Origin of the sequence: Parabacteroides distasonis, from assembly GCF_004793765.1 — a bacterium.
In the GTDB taxonomy this organism is placed as follows: Bacteria; Bacteroidota; Bacteroidia; order Bacteroidales; family Tannerellaceae; genus Parabacteroides; species Parabacteroides distasonis_A.
In genome coordinates, this window is sequence record NZ_SRYM01000016.1 from 1 (window position 1) to 16,235 (window position 16,235).

Annotated in this window: 13 protein-coding genes and 1 pseudogene; 7 read left to right on the forward strand and 7 right to left on the reverse strand. The window is 44.9% G+C overall.

Translation table 11 applies throughout. The features are described from left to right. Positions 1-447 (forward strand): integrase core domain-containing protein (locus tag E5342_RS07630; protein ID WP_168354466.1); only part of this gene is annotated, 447 nt, incomplete at its 5' end. A 583-nt stretch (positions 448-1,030) separates the two neighbouring features. Here E5342_RS07630 and E5342_RS07635 read toward each other — a convergent pair. After that, positions 1,031-1,363, reverse strand: a complete 333-nt coding sequence (locus E5342_RS07635; protein ID WP_135959135.1) for an LptM family lipoprotein — start codon at positions 1,361-1,363, stop codon at positions 1,031-1,033. A gap of 313 nt (positions 1,364-1,676) precedes the next feature. Here E5342_RS07635 and E5342_RS07640 point away from each other — a divergent pair, with 313 nt between their 5' ends. Then, the gene (locus E5342_RS07640) at positions 1,677-2,603 is read left to right on the forward strand and encodes a TIGR01212 family radical SAM protein (protein WP_135959136.1); all 927 of its coding nucleotides are present in this window, start codon (positions 1,677-1,679) and stop codon (positions 2,601-2,603) included. On the opposite strand, the gene E5342_RS07645 is transcribed toward E5342_RS07640, so the two are convergent. The 3 genes from E5342_RS07645 to E5342_RS07655 all read right to left on the reverse strand — a co-directional run bounded on the left by E5342_RS07645 (position 2,589) and on the right by E5342_RS07655 (position 4,528). After that, positions 2,589-3,083 carry a DUF4251 domain-containing protein gene (locus tag E5342_RS07645; RefSeq protein WP_135959137.1) on the reverse strand — a complete coding sequence of 165 codons (495 nt, stop codon included), beginning with the start codon at positions 3,081-3,083 and terminating at the stop codon, positions 2,589-2,591. The genes E5342_RS07640 and E5342_RS07645 overlap by 15 nt on opposite strands. A gap of 115 nt (positions 3,084-3,198) precedes the next feature. Continuing rightward, on the reverse strand, positions 3,199-4,173 hold the full coding sequence (locus tag E5342_RS07650) for an alpha/beta hydrolase family protein (RefSeq protein ID WP_135959138.1): 975 nt from the start codon (positions 4,171-4,173) through the stop codon (positions 3,199-3,201). A 19-nt stretch (positions 4,174-4,192) separates the two neighbouring features. Then, a complete protein-coding gene (locus tag E5342_RS07655) occupies positions 4,193-4,528 on the reverse strand; it encodes a DUF6565 domain-containing protein (protein ID WP_121736780.1) in 336 nt (111 codons plus the stop codon). Positions 4,529-4,650: 122 nt separating this feature from the next. On the opposite strand from E5342_RS07655, the gene E5342_RS07660 reads away from it, so the two are divergent. Next, positions 4,651-7,329 (forward strand): calcium-translocating P-type ATPase, PMCA-type, encoded by a 2,679-nt coding sequence (locus tag E5342_RS07660; protein WP_135959139.1) that lies wholly within the window; start codon positions 4,651-4,653, stop codon positions 7,327-7,329. Positions 7,330-7,691: 362 nt separating this feature from the next. On the opposite strand, the gene E5342_RS07665 is transcribed toward E5342_RS07660, so the two are convergent. Further along, positions 7,692-8,207, reverse strand: coding sequence for an FKBP-type peptidyl-prolyl cis-trans isomerase (locus E5342_RS07665; RefSeq protein WP_121736782.1), 516 nt, complete (start codon positions 8,205-8,207; stop codon positions 7,692-7,694). 128 nt (positions 8,208-8,335) lie between these two features. Between E5342_RS07665 and E5342_RS07670 the strand changes: the two genes are divergently transcribed. The 3 genes and pseudogenes from E5342_RS07670 to E5342_RS20135 form a co-directional block, all read left to right on the forward strand. Next, positions 8,336-10,570 (forward strand): S9 family peptidase, encoded by a 2,235-nt coding sequence (locus E5342_RS07670; RefSeq protein WP_121736783.1) that lies wholly within the window; start codon positions 8,336-8,338, stop codon positions 10,568-10,570. A 46-nt stretch (positions 10,571-10,616) separates the two neighbouring features. Continuing rightward, on the forward strand, positions 10,617-12,446 hold the full coding sequence (locus E5342_RS07675) for a mechanosensitive ion channel family protein (protein WP_432707216.1): 1,830 nt from the start codon (positions 10,617-10,619) through the stop codon (positions 12,444-12,446). A gap of 55 nt (positions 12,447-12,501) precedes the next feature. Beyond that, positions 12,502-12,633 (forward strand): annotated as a pseudogene (locus E5342_RS20135) (copper resistance protein NlpE); the annotation flags it as partial. 107 nt (positions 12,634-12,740) lie between these two features. On the opposite strand, the gene E5342_RS07685 reads toward E5342_RS20135, so the two are convergent. Next, the gene (locus E5342_RS07685; protein ID WP_121736521.1) at positions 12,741-13,958 is read right to left on the reverse strand and encodes an aminopeptidase C; all 1,218 of its coding nucleotides are present in this window, start codon (positions 13,956-13,958) and stop codon (positions 12,741-12,743) included. 152 nt (positions 13,959-14,110) lie between these two features. Here E5342_RS07685 and proC point away from each other — a divergent pair, with 152 nt between their 5' ends. Further along, entirely contained in the window at positions 14,111-14,914 is an 804-nt protein-coding gene (proC, locus tag E5342_RS07690; RefSeq protein WP_135959140.1) for a pyrroline-5-carboxylate reductase, read from the forward strand. A gap of 141 nt (positions 14,915-15,055) precedes the next feature. On the opposite strand, the gene E5342_RS07695 is transcribed toward proC, so the two are convergent. Continuing rightward, complete coding sequence (locus tag E5342_RS07695; RefSeq protein ID WP_121736526.1) at positions 15,056-16,228, reverse strand: proline dehydrogenase family protein; 1,173 nt, start codon at positions 16,226-16,228, stop codon at positions 15,056-15,058. Between the last annotated feature and the right edge of the window lie 7 nt (positions 16,229-16,235).

Sequence of the window (16,235 nt, forward strand, 5' to 3'; positions counted from 1 at the left end):
GTGGCCTACCTGCATCTCCTGACGGACGCGTTCACGCATGAGATCATAGGCTGGGTCCTTTCCGACAGCCTGGTCGCCTCCAATACCGTGACGGCTCTGGACATGGGTATCTCGCACGTGTCACCCCTGGGGTTCGATGGACTGATCCACCACTCCGACCGCGGCGTTCAATATTGTTGTAATCAATATATTGATCGTCTACAGGCCATTAAAGCCACGATCAGCATGACGGAGGACTACAAGCCTACCGACAACGCAATCGCCGAGCGGGTCAACGGCATCATCAAGCAGGAATGGCTCTACAGGATGAAACGCCCCCCGGACGTGGTGGCCGCAAGGGATTTGTTGGCGAGGATCATAGACTTCTACAACAATAGGAGACCGCATAGGAGCAACAGGGACATGCTCCCACCTGTCAGGTTCCGAGAAGCACTGACTTGTATGTGATCGCTCAATGGAGGCTTTGCGCCTCCAGCCGCGAGGCTTCCTCCGCAGTGGTTTTTTCATGGTTGTTTTGCATGGAAAAAGAAAAACGGTATTTTTGCCGCTGTGAACCGGTTCAGCAAACAACTTTCAACCCTGTGAAGTTTTTCAGGAGAAGCTTCTCTAAGATGTGAAGTACCTTAGAAAATAACAGTAAAATCTGTGAAGTAAATTTAGGCATAGTCACATTTTTTATAGCCCCAAAAATACGGCAGTACTTACTTGCTCATAGAATATATACTGCAAGTGGCAAAGGATATATACTTACTTGGCCAAGTAAGTACTACTGCGTTTTCCGGTTATATAAGTTATGCACTCACTAATTTCCGCAAGACAAAGAATGACTCCACCTTGAAAAAATAACGACAACAGCCCTTACCGGTCTATTATCGCCATTCTAACGATGAAATAATAGTTATTATGAACCATTAGTTTTTAAACAATCATAAATCAAAAAGTTCTATATCAATATTTTACAACGACATTCAATGTCTGCACATTTTCATCCGCAGTCTTTACATGCAAAATATAAATACGTATCATTATTTTATTGTGGTTTGTAAACCGCATGTTTATCCGTATCTTCTAAAGACAATATAAGTTTATTAAGATCTTTCTCAAACGGATACGTTTTCAGATCATTCGTATTACTACTGTGAACAGGAACCAAACTAATAGAGTCCGCATTTACACGATACAAATATGGAACAATATAAGAAGGATCAAAATTCTCATAAATAAGAGTACCACTATCCTTCCATGATTTAGAATCGGAGAAATAGAGTTTCCCCTTAGGACCGACACCAACATCATCGCTGCAACCGACAACACTAATGATTGTCATTAGAGCAACTAACTTAAACAAAAATTTTATTTTCATAGGCTTTCACTTAAAAAATGGTTCAACATATATAAATTATCCCAATAATGACTCTAAAGCGTTTTTAGTAGCTTTGTTCTTAAATAAAATCAACAACATTAAAATAGATCAACAAGGAACAAAGTCAAATACTATCTCATTAAATTTATCAACAAGACAAATATACTAAAATATCAAAACGCCATCAAAAAAAACATCAAAAAAAATAAGATTATGCTCTCGTCAAAACACGTACGTGTTTTCAGAAAAACATGTACGACTTTTTTGGAAAACACGTACGTGTTTTTCAAAAGACTTCTCTTACCTTTGCCCTATGGAAAAGACGAAACGATATTACGAATACGGCAAGTTCCTTCGGGAACGTTTTGACCATAAAGTACAGAAGATCTCCATCAACGCCGGCTTCACCTGCCCGAACCGAGACGGGTCTAAAGGATGGGGCGGTTGCACCTATTGTAATAACCAAACATTCAGTCCGGAATACTGTCATACGGAGAAAAGCGTTACCGAGCAATTAGAGGAAGGCGTACGTTTTTTTTCCCGCAAATATCCGGATATGCGGTATCTGGCCTACTTCCAAGCCTACACGAATACATACGACCGATTAGACTCTCTTATTCGTAAATATGAGGAAGCGCTTGCCTATCCCGGAGTGGAAGGATTGATTGTCGGCACTCGCCCGGACTGTATGCCGGAAGATTTATTGGATTATCTCGCGGAGCTTTCCCTGCGAAAATTCGTCATGATTGAATATGGATTGGAAAGTACGCTTGATAAGACCTTAGTCCGCATAAACAGGGGGCATACCCATGAAGAATCGGAATCTGCTATCCGCCGTACGGCGGCAAAAGGCATTTACACCGGGGCGCATCTGATACTCGGGTTACCGGGAGAAAGCCGGGATGATATATTACACCATGCGGATGTCTTGTCACGCCTCCCGATCACGACACTTAAATTGCATCAATTGCAACTTATCCGGAATACCCGCATGGCAAAGGAGTTCAAGGAAGATCCTTCGGATTTCCATTTATATACGGCCGATGAATATATCGAATTGGTGATTGACTTCATCGAACGACTGAACCCCTCTATCGTTGTAGAGAGGTTCGTATCACAATCCCCCAAAGAGCTACTGATCGCACCGGATTGGGGTTTAAAAAACTTCGAATTTACCGCTAAGGTAAATAAGCGGATCGAGGAAAGAGATACACGGCAAGGACGGCTATTTCAAGTCTAAGGCGACATTCCCATAAAAGGTAATGGCCTGTTTATTCACGGGCATCACATTGATTGTCGCCAAGCCATTCGGATAGACTTCCACCCGAAACGTGTATACATCCTCTTGGGTCTTTACACGAAACTTGATCTCGGAACGGCCTTTCTTCTTCGAGGTTCGCTCCTTCTCCGTCGATACCTCTTTAAACGTCAAGCCCTCTCCACCACCATAAGGAGCAGAGTAAGCACGTCCGAAGTAAGGAAGATAAGAGAATATCGAATCACCATGTATTTCCAATGAGTAAGGGGAAGTAAGATTGACGGATCTCCCGCCCATCGGTACGGCACGATTCACATCGATCTTAATACGACCGCTATCCACGATCTCCTTCACTGTTTTCTCTTTTTGCTCATTCCTCTCTTGCTTACTTTGAGCAAAAAGGGATTGCCCCGCACAAAGAAGGGCAATCCCTAAAAATCCAACAAACCTTGTTAATCTCATAACCTTAATAAACTAAACACACTATTAATCACTCTATATAGTAAAGACAATTCTTCGGGTGAATAGTTTAATCTAAAAAGGTCAAATTAAAGCTGTTTATATTTCATTATCATAATTAACGCAAATTATCCAAGATATAATCCCGTACGGTAAAATCTTTCCGTACGATCGTATCACCGGGCACACGTTCGTCCGTCGTGATCGCCAAATTCTCATCACCTAAGACTTGACGGCTCAAGAAACTCATAATATCATATTGATTTCGGGACATAGGAAGCCCGGAGATCTCGTGCCCCGCATTCTCTACCTTATAAAAATAATAGGAGGCTTGAAGATTTTCCAGACTTTTCGCTACAGCGGATGATCCCCATAAACCGCCGAGGTTCTCCATAGCGGCTTGTTCAAAAGGAACGGTTTTATCCGCGTCGCCGTGGAATAGCATAATCGGACAAGGCATTTTTTCCCAATGTGGAGGAAACACATCAGAGACCGCGCCGGCATAGGAGATCACACCGGCATAGTTGAAACCTACCGGTAGCCTTTTCGCCAACTCATGTCCGTTACATAAATCATACTCTGCCTGCAATACCGTAATCGCTCCGGCACTCGAACCGCTCGCTACGATCCGCTCCACATCGATGTTCCAATCCGAGCTTTGGTTGACCACGAAACCGGTAGCATCATAAAAATCCTCTACCGCCGTATCGATCGCATGCTGCAAGGCCGCGATAAAGTCCATCGGAGAAGAGACTTTGGAAGGATCCAGATTCTTCAAGGTAGTGCGATAATCCGTAGATACGACCACAAAACCGTTTCGGGCGAGGAACTCGAAATAAGGAATATATCCTTTATCCGCCTTATCTCCCCCTTTAAACCCACCGCCAAAAGCGAAAATCATCACAGGCTTTTTTAAGGCGGGCGACATAGAAGGCAACTCATACTTGTCCAAAGACAATGTATCTGTCCCTTTTATAGAGAATACGAAATTCTCTTTCTGGACTTCCACATTCGCCACAGGCTTAGGCTGCGTACAGGCGAACGAGCAGAGGATCCATAAAGCAAATAGCGAATACATCCAATTTCTATTCATCTTATTTTCGTATTAGAGGTTATTTTGTTCCTTCCTTCAAACCATCCAAGAACTTATCCACTTTCTTGGCAGCGTCTTTCACGCCCGCTTTCATTTTCAATCCGGCGTATGTCGCTTGCAATTTAACGATCTCCGCTTTCTCATCAGCATTCAGCTCTTCCTCGAACTTGGCGTAAAGATCCGTGGATAGATCCGAGAATTTCCGATCCGCCTTCTTCCAGTCCTTATCGGTATAATCGGCAGCCTCCATTTCCACTTTATCTACAAAATCGCTAAACTCCTTCACATATGAATCCTTTGATTGGCAGGCGCTCAAAGCGAACATAACCAATAACATGAATAGTACTTTCTTCATCTTTTAATTAAAAATTAATTCGTTATACAACACAAATATATACAAAAAGGTTAAACCCTTGTATATGTCGTATAACTTTACGTAATTTGCTATCCCATTTTCTTAATCAGATTAATAAATTTATGGAGAAAAAACATCAGTACCAAGGATTAACCAAACAAGAAGTAGAAGAGAGCAGGCGCCTTCACGGCGAGAATGTACTTACCCCGCCCGAGAAAGCTTCGTTATGGAGCCAATTCTTGGAGAAATTCGAAGATCCTATTATTCGTATATTATTAGTAGCATGGCTCTTGTCCATGATTATTGCCGGTGTACATTGCTGGGGACCTGAGGCGAAAGGTTTTACGGCCTTCTTGGAGCCGATCGGCATTTTCTTCGCAATCATGCTTGCCAGTTGCGTGGGCTTTTTCTTCGAGGTAAAAGCGAACAAGGCATTCGATATTTTGAATACTGTCAATGATGATATTTTAGTGAAGGTAATCCGTGACGGGAATATCTGCCAGATACCGAAAAAAGAGGTTGTCGTAGGCGATATCGTTGTTTTGGAGACCGGTGAGGAAGTTCCCGCGGATGGACATCTGCTTGAAGCCATCTCCCTGCAGATCAACGAATCCACATTAACCGGCGAGCCGATTATCAGCAAGACAACAAATGAGGCAGATTTCGATACGGAAGCGACTTATCCATCCAATGTGGTCATGCGAGGAACAACGGTCGTGGACGGACATGGCGTCATGCAAGTGGAAAAAGTAGGTGATGCTACCGGATACGGCAAAGTGTATGAAGGCTCGCAAATCGAGAGCGATATAGAGACTCCCTTACAGATCCAATTGAAAGGTTTAGCCGGAGTGATCAGCAAAGCCGGATATACGATCGCCGGAGTGACGTTCATCGCCTTGACCGTAAAATTCCTTTTATCGGATAGCTTCCCCGGGATGCCGACGATGGACATCATCGCCCACATCCTCAACTACTTTATGGTAGCGGTTACGTTGATCGTGGTATCCGTTCCGGAAGGATTGCCGATGAGTGTCACGCTAAGTTTGGCCCTCAGCATGAATCGTATGTTGAAGACGAATAATCTTGTCCGTAAAATGCATGCCTGCGAGACCATGGGAGCGACTACCGTAATTTGTACGGACAAGACCGGAACGTTGACACAGAACCAAATGCAAGTTTACCAAACGAATTTCTACAACCTAAAGGACCAAAAGCTAGGGAGTGATGAGTTAAGCAACCTGATCAAAGAAGGTATCTCCACGAATTCCACGGCATTCCTCGATTTCTCGGAAGAAAAAATAAAAACCCTAGGAAACCCGACGGAGGCCGCCCTTTTACTCTGGTTGAACGGACAACACCAGAATTATCTGGAATTAAGAGAGAATGCTACGATTCTAGATCAATTGACTTTCTCTACGGAACGGAAATATATGGCAACAATCGTACAATCACCGTTACTTGGCAAGAAGGTTCTTTACGTGAAAGGCGCTCCCGAAATCGTACTGGCCCATAGTAACCGGGTAGCAACAGAAGAGACCTACAAACCGGTGGCGGAATGTAAAGCCGGCATCGAAAAACAATTATTGGATTACCAGAACCAAGCGATGCGTACGCTTGGCTTCGCTTACCAGATAATCGAGGATGGAATGGATGAGACCTTCTTCGTGGAGGGTCGTTTGCATGATACGGATTTAACGTATCTAGGTATCGTAGCGATCTCCGATCCGGTACGTGCGGATGTGCCGCCCGCTGTTCAAAGTTGCTTGGACGCAGGTATCGACGTGAAGATCGTCACCGGAGATACACCGGGTACGGCCAAAGAAATCGGACGGCAGATCGGTACGTGGAAAGCGGACGATACCGACCGGAACATTATCACGGGTCCTGCATTCGAGGCACTTAGCGACCAAGAGGCCTTGGAGCGTGTCTTAGACTTGAAGATCATGTGCCGTGCCCGTCCTACGGACAAACAGCGTTTGGTACAATTATTACAGCAGAAAGGCGCTGTGGTAGCGGTTACCGGAGACGGAACAAACGATGCCCCAGCTTTGAAAGCAGCACAAGTAGGACTTTCCATGGGCGACGGAACTTCTGTAGCCAAGGAAGCCAGCGACATCACGATTATCGATAACTCATTCAGCAGCATTACCCGTGCGGTGATGTGGGGACGTTCCTTGTACCGGAATATCCAGAAATTCTTGTTATTTCAATTGACTATCAATGTAGCCGCTTGTTTGATCGTATTATTAGGTTCCTTATTAGGTACGGAATCACCTTTGACCATCACGCAGATGTTATGGGTAAACTTGATCATGGATACATTCGCTGCCGGGGCGTTGGCCTCTCTCCCACCGAATGAGCGAGTGATGAAAGATAAACCTCGCAGGAGCGGTAAGGATGGAGATTTCATTATCACCCGCCCGATGGCTTACAATATTTTCGGTGTCGGATTCGCTTTTGTCGTAATCTTGATGGGCTTGTTGTTCTATTTCCATGCGCAAGACGGTTTAACGCCGCACGATTTATCGTGGTTCTTCAGCTTCTTCGTGATGCTACAGTTCTGGAATATGTTTAACGCAAAGGCATTTATGGAAGGACGTTCCGCTTTTGCCAATTTAAAGGATAGTAAAAGCTTCTTGCTGGTCACTTTACTGATTTTGATTGGTCAATACTTGATCGTCACTTTTGGAGGCGAGATGTTCAGCGTAATACCTTTGCCCTTGGAAGATTGGGCAATCATTATCGGATCTTCCTCTCTGGTTTTATGGATCGGTGAGTTATTCCGGTTATTCAAAAGATAAATATATATTGTACAACTTATAGGGACGGGGCGTACCCCGTCCCTACAACAGGAGAAACTATCGAGCATGTACGAATAAATCGTATACACACTCGAAATAAACTAATTAAACCATCACTTATTTATACCATTAACCCGTTTGTGGAATTAAGTAACCGTGCCAAATCTTACTAAAGATAAAAGTCAGATCAAACCGAATAAAATGTTCTACCTGTACTATATAAAACCTCCCGCAACCCGATACCTTCTTTATTCGCCGCCACTGAATGTTCGTTCGCTGCCACTGAATGTATATTCGCCGCCACCGAACGAACATTCAGTGGCGGCGAATATAGAAGATAGGCTTATCCATCAAGGTATTATTCATTCTACCTTATCCAAAGTAAAAGCAAAGATTAAAGTAGAACCTCCGGGGATACCTCGATCATCTTTATATCCATAACCCAGCGAAGCCGGAATGATCGCCTCCACGGTCTCATCCAGATGGATATTCAATAAGATACCGCTCAGGCCCGGTATAATACTGTTCATAGGGAAGCTTGATTTCTCCAATTTGTTTTGAAAGACCTGTCCATTTATGAACTTCCCTTCCAAACCAAGCAAATAGACCACGGAAGTCATCGTGGGTGTCGTTTGCCACTCATTTTCTTTTTGAATGATCCGGTATAAGGCGGTATCACCCCCTAGAACAACTTGCTTATATCTTAATTCACCCTTCTCATCTTTCTCCGCTTTCTTTTCCCAGATGTATTCCTTATTTTTGTTGATATAAGCCAATTGCTCTTCCGAGAACTGAAGCTCGTCGTCATCCCCACAAGAAGTAAATCCCATCACCATGATTACTAAAAGTGACCATACATACCTTGAAAGTGCTTTCATTCCGATTCTATATAAAATTAAATATGATTATTCTTGATTTCCGAGGCGCGAATATACAAATCCATTTTGTTATATCAACTAACTTTCCGTTCTTTGCATACATTATAGTAGTAATCAACTAATACAACATGAAACTAAATAAATTACTAGCGATCGCCACGATCAGCCTTCTGTCTGGAGGTGTAAGTATGGCACAAAAAGCGTTGAATCTTGAGGATATCGTTGCCGGTAATGTTATACAAACGAAAGGCATCGGAAGCATGACCTGGCTAAAAGACGGTGAACGTTATAGCCGTTTGGAAAATAATAAGCAAACCGGAGGTACAGATATTGTCGCCTATCAAGCGAAAGATAACTCCCGTGAAGTCATTATCCCCTCATCCCTATTGACAGACAAATCTACAGGAAAACCTATTCCCGTACGTAGCATCTCCTGGAGTGCGGATAATGAGAAAGTCCTGATTTATAACAATACCCAACGGGTATGGCGTTATGATACACGAGGTGACTATTGGGTATTAAACTTAAAGGACGGCACTTTACGTCAATTGGGAAAAGGAATGCCGGAATCCTCCATGATGTTCGCCAAATTCTCTCCGGATGGCACACGTGTAGCCTACGTTTCCAACAATAACATATATGTAGAAGATATAGACTCCGGGAAAATCACGCAGCTAACAAAAGACGGAAGCGATACGATTGTCAACGGAACCTTCGATTGGGTATATGAGGAGGAGTTCAGTTGCCGGGATGGTTTCCGCTGGAGCCCGGACGGAAAGCATATCGCCTATTGGCAAAGCGATACGAAAGGAACAGGAGTGTTCGACATTATTAACAATGTAGACTCCATCTACGCAAAGGTGATCCATTTCCCATACCCCAAGGCAGGAACCACCAATTCAGCCGTAAAAGTAGGCTACGTTGCCTCTACCGGCGGGAACACCACTTGGATCGCCATACCCGGAGATCCCCGGAATAATTACCTGCCTCGTATGGAATTTATCCCCGGAAGCGATGAGTTGTTCATACAGCAACTAAACCGCCCGCAGAATACAAATAAGGTATGGATCGCCAAGATATCCGATAACTCGCTGAATAATATCTTCACCGATACGGATGCCGCATGGCTGGACACGAATGATAACATACAATGGTTAAAGGATAACCGCTATTTCACATGGGAAAGCGAGCGTAGTGGCTGGCGACACTTATACCGGATAAGCCGGGACGGAAAAGAGATACAACCCATCACCAAAGGTGATTTTGATTATATCTCGCCGGTCGGGACCGATCTACAAAAGGGCTGGATCTATTTCATCGCCTCCCCGGACAATTTCACCCAACGTTACTTGTACCGGGCTAAAGCATTCGGCAATGGAGAAGTGGAGCGTGTAAGCCCCATGGAACAATCCGGACAGCACCGCTACAACATGTCACCTACCGGCAAATGGGCCGTACATACGTATAGTAATGCTTCTACCCCATCCGTTATCGACATGGTTTCTTTCCCGAAGCACCAATCCGTACGCATGCTCGAAGATAATGCCCAAGCCAAGGAGCAATACGCCGCTTTAGGATTAAACCCGAAAGAATTTATTAAGGTCAAGTCCGGCCATCTAACCTTGGACGCATGGATGATAAAACCTGTCGGTTTCGACGCATCCAAGAAATACCCGGTTATCATAGAGGTGTACGGCGAGCCGGCGAGTGCCACCGTACAAGACGCATGGGGTAACGGAGATTTGTGGCAACAATATATGGCGAACCAAGGTTATATCATAGTAAGTATCGAGAACCGGGGCGCAAATACTCCCCGCGGACGTGAATGGCGTAAATGTATTTACGGAGAAGTGGGTACTTTCGCTTCCGAAGACCAGAGCAGGGGTATCCTGGATATGGCCCGTCAATATCCGTTTATCGATGCCAACCGGATCGGCATTACCGGATGGAGCGGCGGCGGCAGCCAGACCTTGAACTGCATGTTCCGTTATCCGAAAGTATTCCATACCGGTATAGCGATCGCTTTTGTGGCAGACCAGCGTTTATACGACACGATTTACCAAGAACGTTACATGAATACTCCGCAGAACAATCCGGAAGGTTACCGCAAAGGTTCACCGATTACCTATGCCGAGGGATTGGAAGGTAATCTGCTGCTCATTCATGGTACGGGAGATGATAACGTGCATTACCAGAGTTGTGAGATGCTGGTGAACAAGCTAGTCAAGAACGGAAAGATGTTTACGCAAATCAGTTACCCGATGCGTAGCCATAGCATCAACGAAGGGGAAGGAACGACTCTTCACCTGCGTAAGACAATGGCTAAATACTGGCTGGAACATCTTCCGGCCGGTGGTAAATAGTTAATCCACGATTCGATGAAACAATTTTTATTGCGATTAGTGATCGTTGGCAGGAATCAGTTTCCTGCCAACGATATCCAATGCCCAATTAAGGGAAAAGGCCGAAGAACTATTGTCTACGACAATAGGCAATGAGCCGAAGGAGCCAGTTACATCAACCGATACGTTTTCACTCGACGAGCAACACAGGCAGGATTCCATCAAGATACAAGAGCTAGCCCTCCAGCTGCAAGAGATGAAACTTAACGAGATTTTGCTGAAAGACGAGTTGGAAAGCACGAAGAACAGTAACACTACCGCCGACTCCTTAAAAAGAGCCGAGCAACAAAACCGTATCGATTCCCTTCGGACACTAACTCCCGGCGTACCTGTAGTCGTGGAGGGGGATACCTTATTTTACCTTTACGCCAAGCGCGGAGGCCGCACTCCGGTTGACCGGGCTGAGGACATCCTCAATATCATGGTAAAGATCGGGACCTCGCATTCCTTGAAGAAGGATTCCATCTATATCTATGATAGCGAATATGTAACGGATATCATGTACGGAGAAAAGGTTATCCTAAGTATCACCGACCAAGATGCCTTATGGCAAAATCTCAGTCGTATCGCCCTCGCTGAACAATATCAACCGATTATCCAAAACAAGATACAAGAACTAAGGGAACAACATAGTATCTTACAGATAGCGAAACGGGTATTATTATTCATCCTCGTAATTATCATCCAATATTTCCTGTTTAAGCTGACCAACTATCTGTTTAAGAAACTACGCAGGAAAATTATCTGGTTAAAGCAGAACCGACTCAGATCTATTACCATCCGGGATTATGAATTTCTCAACACACATCGCCAAGGACGTGTATTGATGTTTTTCACCAACGTAATACGATGGATCGTGTTACTAATCCAATTAACCATCAGTGTACCGATCCTTTTCGCTATCTTCCCGCAAACAGAAGACTTAGCCTTGAAGATATTCTCCTATTTGCTGGAACCAGTAAAGATGATCTTTAAATCGGTCGGCTCCTATATTCCGAACTTGTTTATTATCTTGGTGATCTATTACTGCATCAAATACATCGTAAAAGGAATCCAATACATAGCCAACGAGATAGAGAGCGAGAACCTGAAAATATCAGGTTTTTACCCGGACTGGGCACAACCGACATTTAATATCATCCGTTTCCTGCTATACGCCTTTATGATCGCCATGATCTATCCTTATCTACCGGGATCGGACTCGGGGGTATTTCAAGGCATATCCGTATTTGTCGGTTTGATCATATCGTTGGGTTCCAGTACGGTGATCGGAAATATCATCGCCGGATTAGTCATTACTTATATGAGGCCTTTTAAATTGGGTGACCGTATCCAACTAAACGAGACGACTGGCAACGTGATCGAGAAGACTCCGTTTGTTACCCGCTTACGTACTCCCAAGAACGAGGTAGTGACCATCCCGAACTCCTTTATCATGTCCTCACATACAACGAATTATAGCGCATCCGCACGACAATACGGATTAATCATCCACAGTACGGTTACGATCGGCTACGATGTACCTTGGCGGCAAGTCCATCAATTATTGATCAATGCCGCCCGCCAGACCACCGGGGTATTACCGGAGCCGAAGCCTTTCGTATTGGAGACCGAACTAAGCGATTACTATCCCTGTTATCAAATTAACGCTTATATAAAAGATGCCGATAAACTCGGGGATATCTACTCCGACCTGCATCAAAACATACAGGACGTATTCAATGAAGCAGGCGTAGAAATCATGTCACCGCACTATTTCGCCAGACGAGACGGAAGCGCTTCCACAATCCCGGCCTCTCCCTATCCGGATGACAGGGTAGAACCGTCTAAGAAATAAATATTTCACGGTAAATAGTTAAAAATGATCCCTCACGAAACAAATCGTGGGGGATTTTATGTTAATTCCTAGTGATAGCGAACCAGTCATCTATTTCCAAGTAGAAGGAGATAACTTGACCTTGATGAACAACGCCTTGCAAAAAGCGGCGGCAGATCTTAACTACACACTAAAACTTGTTCAATAATATAGGCAGCACATCTTTGTATATATAGATCACCCCGATAGTCTTACCGGATCGCCGGAAACTATCGGGGTTTAGTTTTTATTTAAACCATCCTTAACAGATATCGATTATCTGATACCTAACTTGGCTTTGATCGCTTTAGGTAGCGCATCTTTATGAACTACGATATTCATGGTCTTATAACGGACAAACGCTTTAGATACATACCAAATACCGTTGTATTTGCTGTTGGTTCCCCAAGAGTTCTTCACCATATAATACTCGTTACCTTCTTGATCCTTGGCAATACCGAAGATCTGCATACCATGATCGTCGGTCGTCTCGTAATTATCGTAAGCCAACTGGCGCTCCGCTTGCGTACACCATTTCTGAGGTTGCGGTTTTGTGTTCAGCTTCTTTTCCTCCGGTTTCAATTTCAACCAATGAGCCATATCGGAACCGCTCAACTCCTGTACCTTCTCATCATCAGGCATAACGGCCACTCCATCACGGGTAAAACCAGATTCGCTCACGTCGGAACCCCAAGCGATCGTATACCCCGTATTAATGGCATTATCAAAAACCTCCATAAACTCATCCAGTGGCAAGTTATACGACATGGCGTGGCGCCAGTTATCCTGAATCTCAAGCGGGAACTGGGTATAGAACGGATGATGCGTATAAGAAGTCAACGAGACATAATCAGACGCTTTCAAGCCTGTAGACTCAAAGAAAGATTTCGGCGTATATTCCTTTCCTTTATAAGTAAACTTCTCCGGAGCGGTACCTAGATAGATCTGATGTACAGCAGCGACCGCCTTCTTCCATAACATAGCGTTATTCTCATCAGACTGCAATTTGCGCAACCGTCCTTTGGCGATAGCGGCCACCATAGCGTCTGTCAAAGCGGAAAGCTCGGTATGGTTACTCAACGTATCGGAATACATCACGCCCGGGCGCATCACCTCTTCCGGAACCAAGCCGAATGTTTCCATCCCATAGAGCGCGTCATAGAAAGATCCGCCTTGCGAGAACGAGACATCCCCGTGTGTACGTACGGCTGCGTCGGCACGATCCAGATAGGTGTTATATACCGTAAACATCTCGGACAGGTCATACTCGCCCTTTCCCATACGGAGCAACTCCGACTCCAAGAACCCGTATGAGGAATAGCACCAACAGGTACCGGCCCTGTTTTGGTTCTTGACTGGTGTGATCGGGTTCTCTTTCACGGTCGTGAACACGAATCCCTCCTCGCTATCTTTCTTATCCGTGTCCTGCGCTTGGATCGTAGCGGACATCGTCAGAGCGAATAGCATACTTGAAACTAAAATAGTCTTTTTCATGTGAATTTTTATATTTATATTAGTATTAAGTCCGTATCACCCGCGAATGTAAGTTTTTTATCCGTAGCTAACTCTACAAAGTCGTACGTATTTGAGATATTTTATCTAAGTTTGTCTCTTCAGAAAAAAACATATAACTAATTATCTGCAAAATGAGAATATCTATTATTGGTTCGGGTAATATCGGTGGAGCGATCGCACGAGGTTTAGCGAAAGGAACCATGTTCAATGCCTCTGATATCACTTGTACTGCCCAATCGGATGAGACCTTGGAGAAGATGAAAAAGATCGATCCGGACTTTATCTTAACCCATGATAACATGGAAGCGGCACGAAACGCCGATATCATTATAATCGCCGTTAAACCTTGGCGCGTGGAAATGATTATAGATGAGATTAAGTCGGTGCTCGACTTCGAGAAACAAATCATTGTCTCTGTAGCGGCTGGCGTGACTTTCGATCTGTTACATACTTATTTGACCAAGAACACGGACTTCGACTGTCTGGCTACCCCCACGATCTTCCGGATCATGCCCAATACAGCTATCGAGGTGATGAGCAGCATGACTTTCGTTTCCGCCCGCAACGCCTCCAAGGAGCAAACGGACTTGATCATCCATATTTTCAACGAGCTTGGCAACGCCATGTTGGTAGAAGAGCGGCTGATGGGCGCAGGAACGGCATTGGCATCCAGCGGAATCGCTTTCGCTTTGCGTTATATCCGCGCGGCGATAGAAGGTGGCGTGGAACTAGGTTTCTATCCCAAACAAGCGCAAGAGATCGTGGTACATACCGTGAAAGGTGCCGTTGATTTATTGCTCGAGAACAAAAGTAACCCAGAGATGGAGATCGATAAGGTAACGACCCCGGGCGGTATCACCATCAAGGGATTGAATGAGATGGAACTTTCCGGTTTTACCTCTTCCGTGATCCGAGGGTTAAAGGCCAGTAAATAAGTACATCGCTCTCCCTAAACAGCCATTCGCAAATACCGATATCGGCACAGGGCCAAAGCAGTAGTGGCGTAAGCCCGCACCGGTAGTGCTTACGCCACACGCCAATACCGACATCACCCCATGCCGATACCGACGTTTTCTTCAACGGTTATTCTTACGCCTTTCCATCTCAGCCTCCAACATCCGGAGTTCCCGGCCGGTCTGCCCAGCGACAGAGGTATTCTCTTCCGCACGCCGGATCAAATACGGCAGTACATCCCTTACGGAGGCGTAAGGAACATATTTAGTTACGTTATATCCCGCATAGGCAAGATTAAAGGAGATATTATCACTCATCCCCAATAGCTGGGCAAAGAAAACACGGGAATCATCACAGGCGATCCCTTTCTCGTCCATTAATTTAGCCAACTTATAATTACTCTCCTCATTATGCGTTCCCATAAACATCTCGAAACGATCTAAATGATCCATGGTGAAACGAACCGCCGCATCGAAGTTCTCGTCCGTCGCACGCTTATCCTTGCAAATCGGATCAGGATAGTCTAATGCCGCCGCACGCACACGCTCCGCTTCCATATAAGCCCCACGCACGAATTTCACGCCGGCGATATAATCTTTCGCCACGGCGTCATCGTAGATACGGCGCAAATAAGGCATCCGGTCATGGCGATACATTTGCAAGGTGGCGAATACGATCGCACGTTTCTTGTTGAACTTACGCATCGCCTCATCGGTAAGCTTATCGATAGCGTCTTGGAAACAATAATCCTCGGCATCCACTAAGATACGGACGTCGTTATCGTAAGCCCGCTGGCAAAGTGCCATAAAACGCTCACGAAACTCACGAAAATGCCTTACGTCATCTATCGTAAGCTCTTCCCGTTTCTCGGAAGCCTTGGCCAAAAGCTCATCGGTCGTGATCGTGGAAGGTTTAAATACGGCATAGGCTAGATTCGTATTTCCTTTCGCAAAATCGATCGAGCGTAGGGTTTCCTCGAAAGTCGCTTGTATACCCTCCGGGGTCTGCTCGCTTTCCGCTGAATAATCAAGCGTTGATTTCACGTTGTATTTCATCAAGTGGTTGATAGCAGCGGAACAGTCTTGTAAAGTTTCTCCCCCAACGAACTGTTTATATAAGGTAGGCTTCACCGCCCAAGCCAGCGGGAAATGTATTTTCAAGGCTATATTCGTGGCTACTTTGGCGCATTTTACCAACCAAGGATATTTTATCGTATTAAAAAGCCAATAAGCATTTTGTAGTTCTCCTCGCGACTTCGACGAGAAAGCGATCTCGGTATTATTAAAGTCTAACATATCGTAT

Excerpts from the sequence above, each read along its gene's own strand:
- E5342_RS07685 (WP_121736521.1), bottom strand. The coding sequence starts at position 13,958 with ATGAAAAAGACTATTTTAGTTTCAAGTATGCTATTCGCTCTGACGATG.
- E5342_RS07650 (WP_135959138.1), bottom strand. The coding sequence starts at position 4,173 with ATGAATAGAAATTGGATGTATTCGCTATTTGCTTTATGGATCCTCTGC.
- E5342_RS07660 (WP_135959139.1), top strand. The coding sequence starts at position 4,651 with ATGGAGAAAAAACATCAGTACCAAGGATTAACCAAACAAGAAGTAGAA.
- E5342_RS07635 (WP_135959135.1), bottom strand. The coding sequence starts at position 1,363 with ATGAAAATAAAATTTTTGTTTAAGTTAGTTGCTCTAATGACAATCATT.
- E5342_RS07640 (WP_135959136.1), top strand. The coding sequence starts at position 1,677 with ATGGAAAAGACGAAACGATATTACGAATACGGCAAGTTCCTTCGGGAA.
- E5342_RS07645 (WP_135959137.1), bottom strand. The coding sequence starts at position 3,083 with ATGAGATTAACAAGGTTTGTTGGATTTTTAGGGATTGCCCTTCTTTGT.
- E5342_RS07670 (WP_121736783.1), top strand. The coding sequence starts at position 8,336 with ATGAAACTAAATAAATTACTAGCGATCGCCACGATCAGCCTTCTGTCT.
- E5342_RS07655 (WP_121736780.1), bottom strand. The coding sequence starts at position 4,528 with ATGAAGAAAGTACTATTCATGTTATTGGTTATGTTCGCTTTGAGCGCC.
- E5342_RS07695 (WP_121736526.1), bottom strand. The coding sequence starts at position 16,228 with ATGTTAGACTTTAATAATACCGAGATCGCTTTCTCGTCGAAGTCGCGA.
- E5342_RS07665 (WP_121736782.1), bottom strand. The coding sequence starts at position 8,207 with ATGAAAGCACTTTCAAGGTATGTATGGTCACTTTTAGTAATCATGGTG.
- proC (WP_135959140.1), top strand. The coding sequence starts at position 14,111 with ATGAGAATATCTATTATTGGTTCGGGTAATATCGGTGGAGCGATCGCA.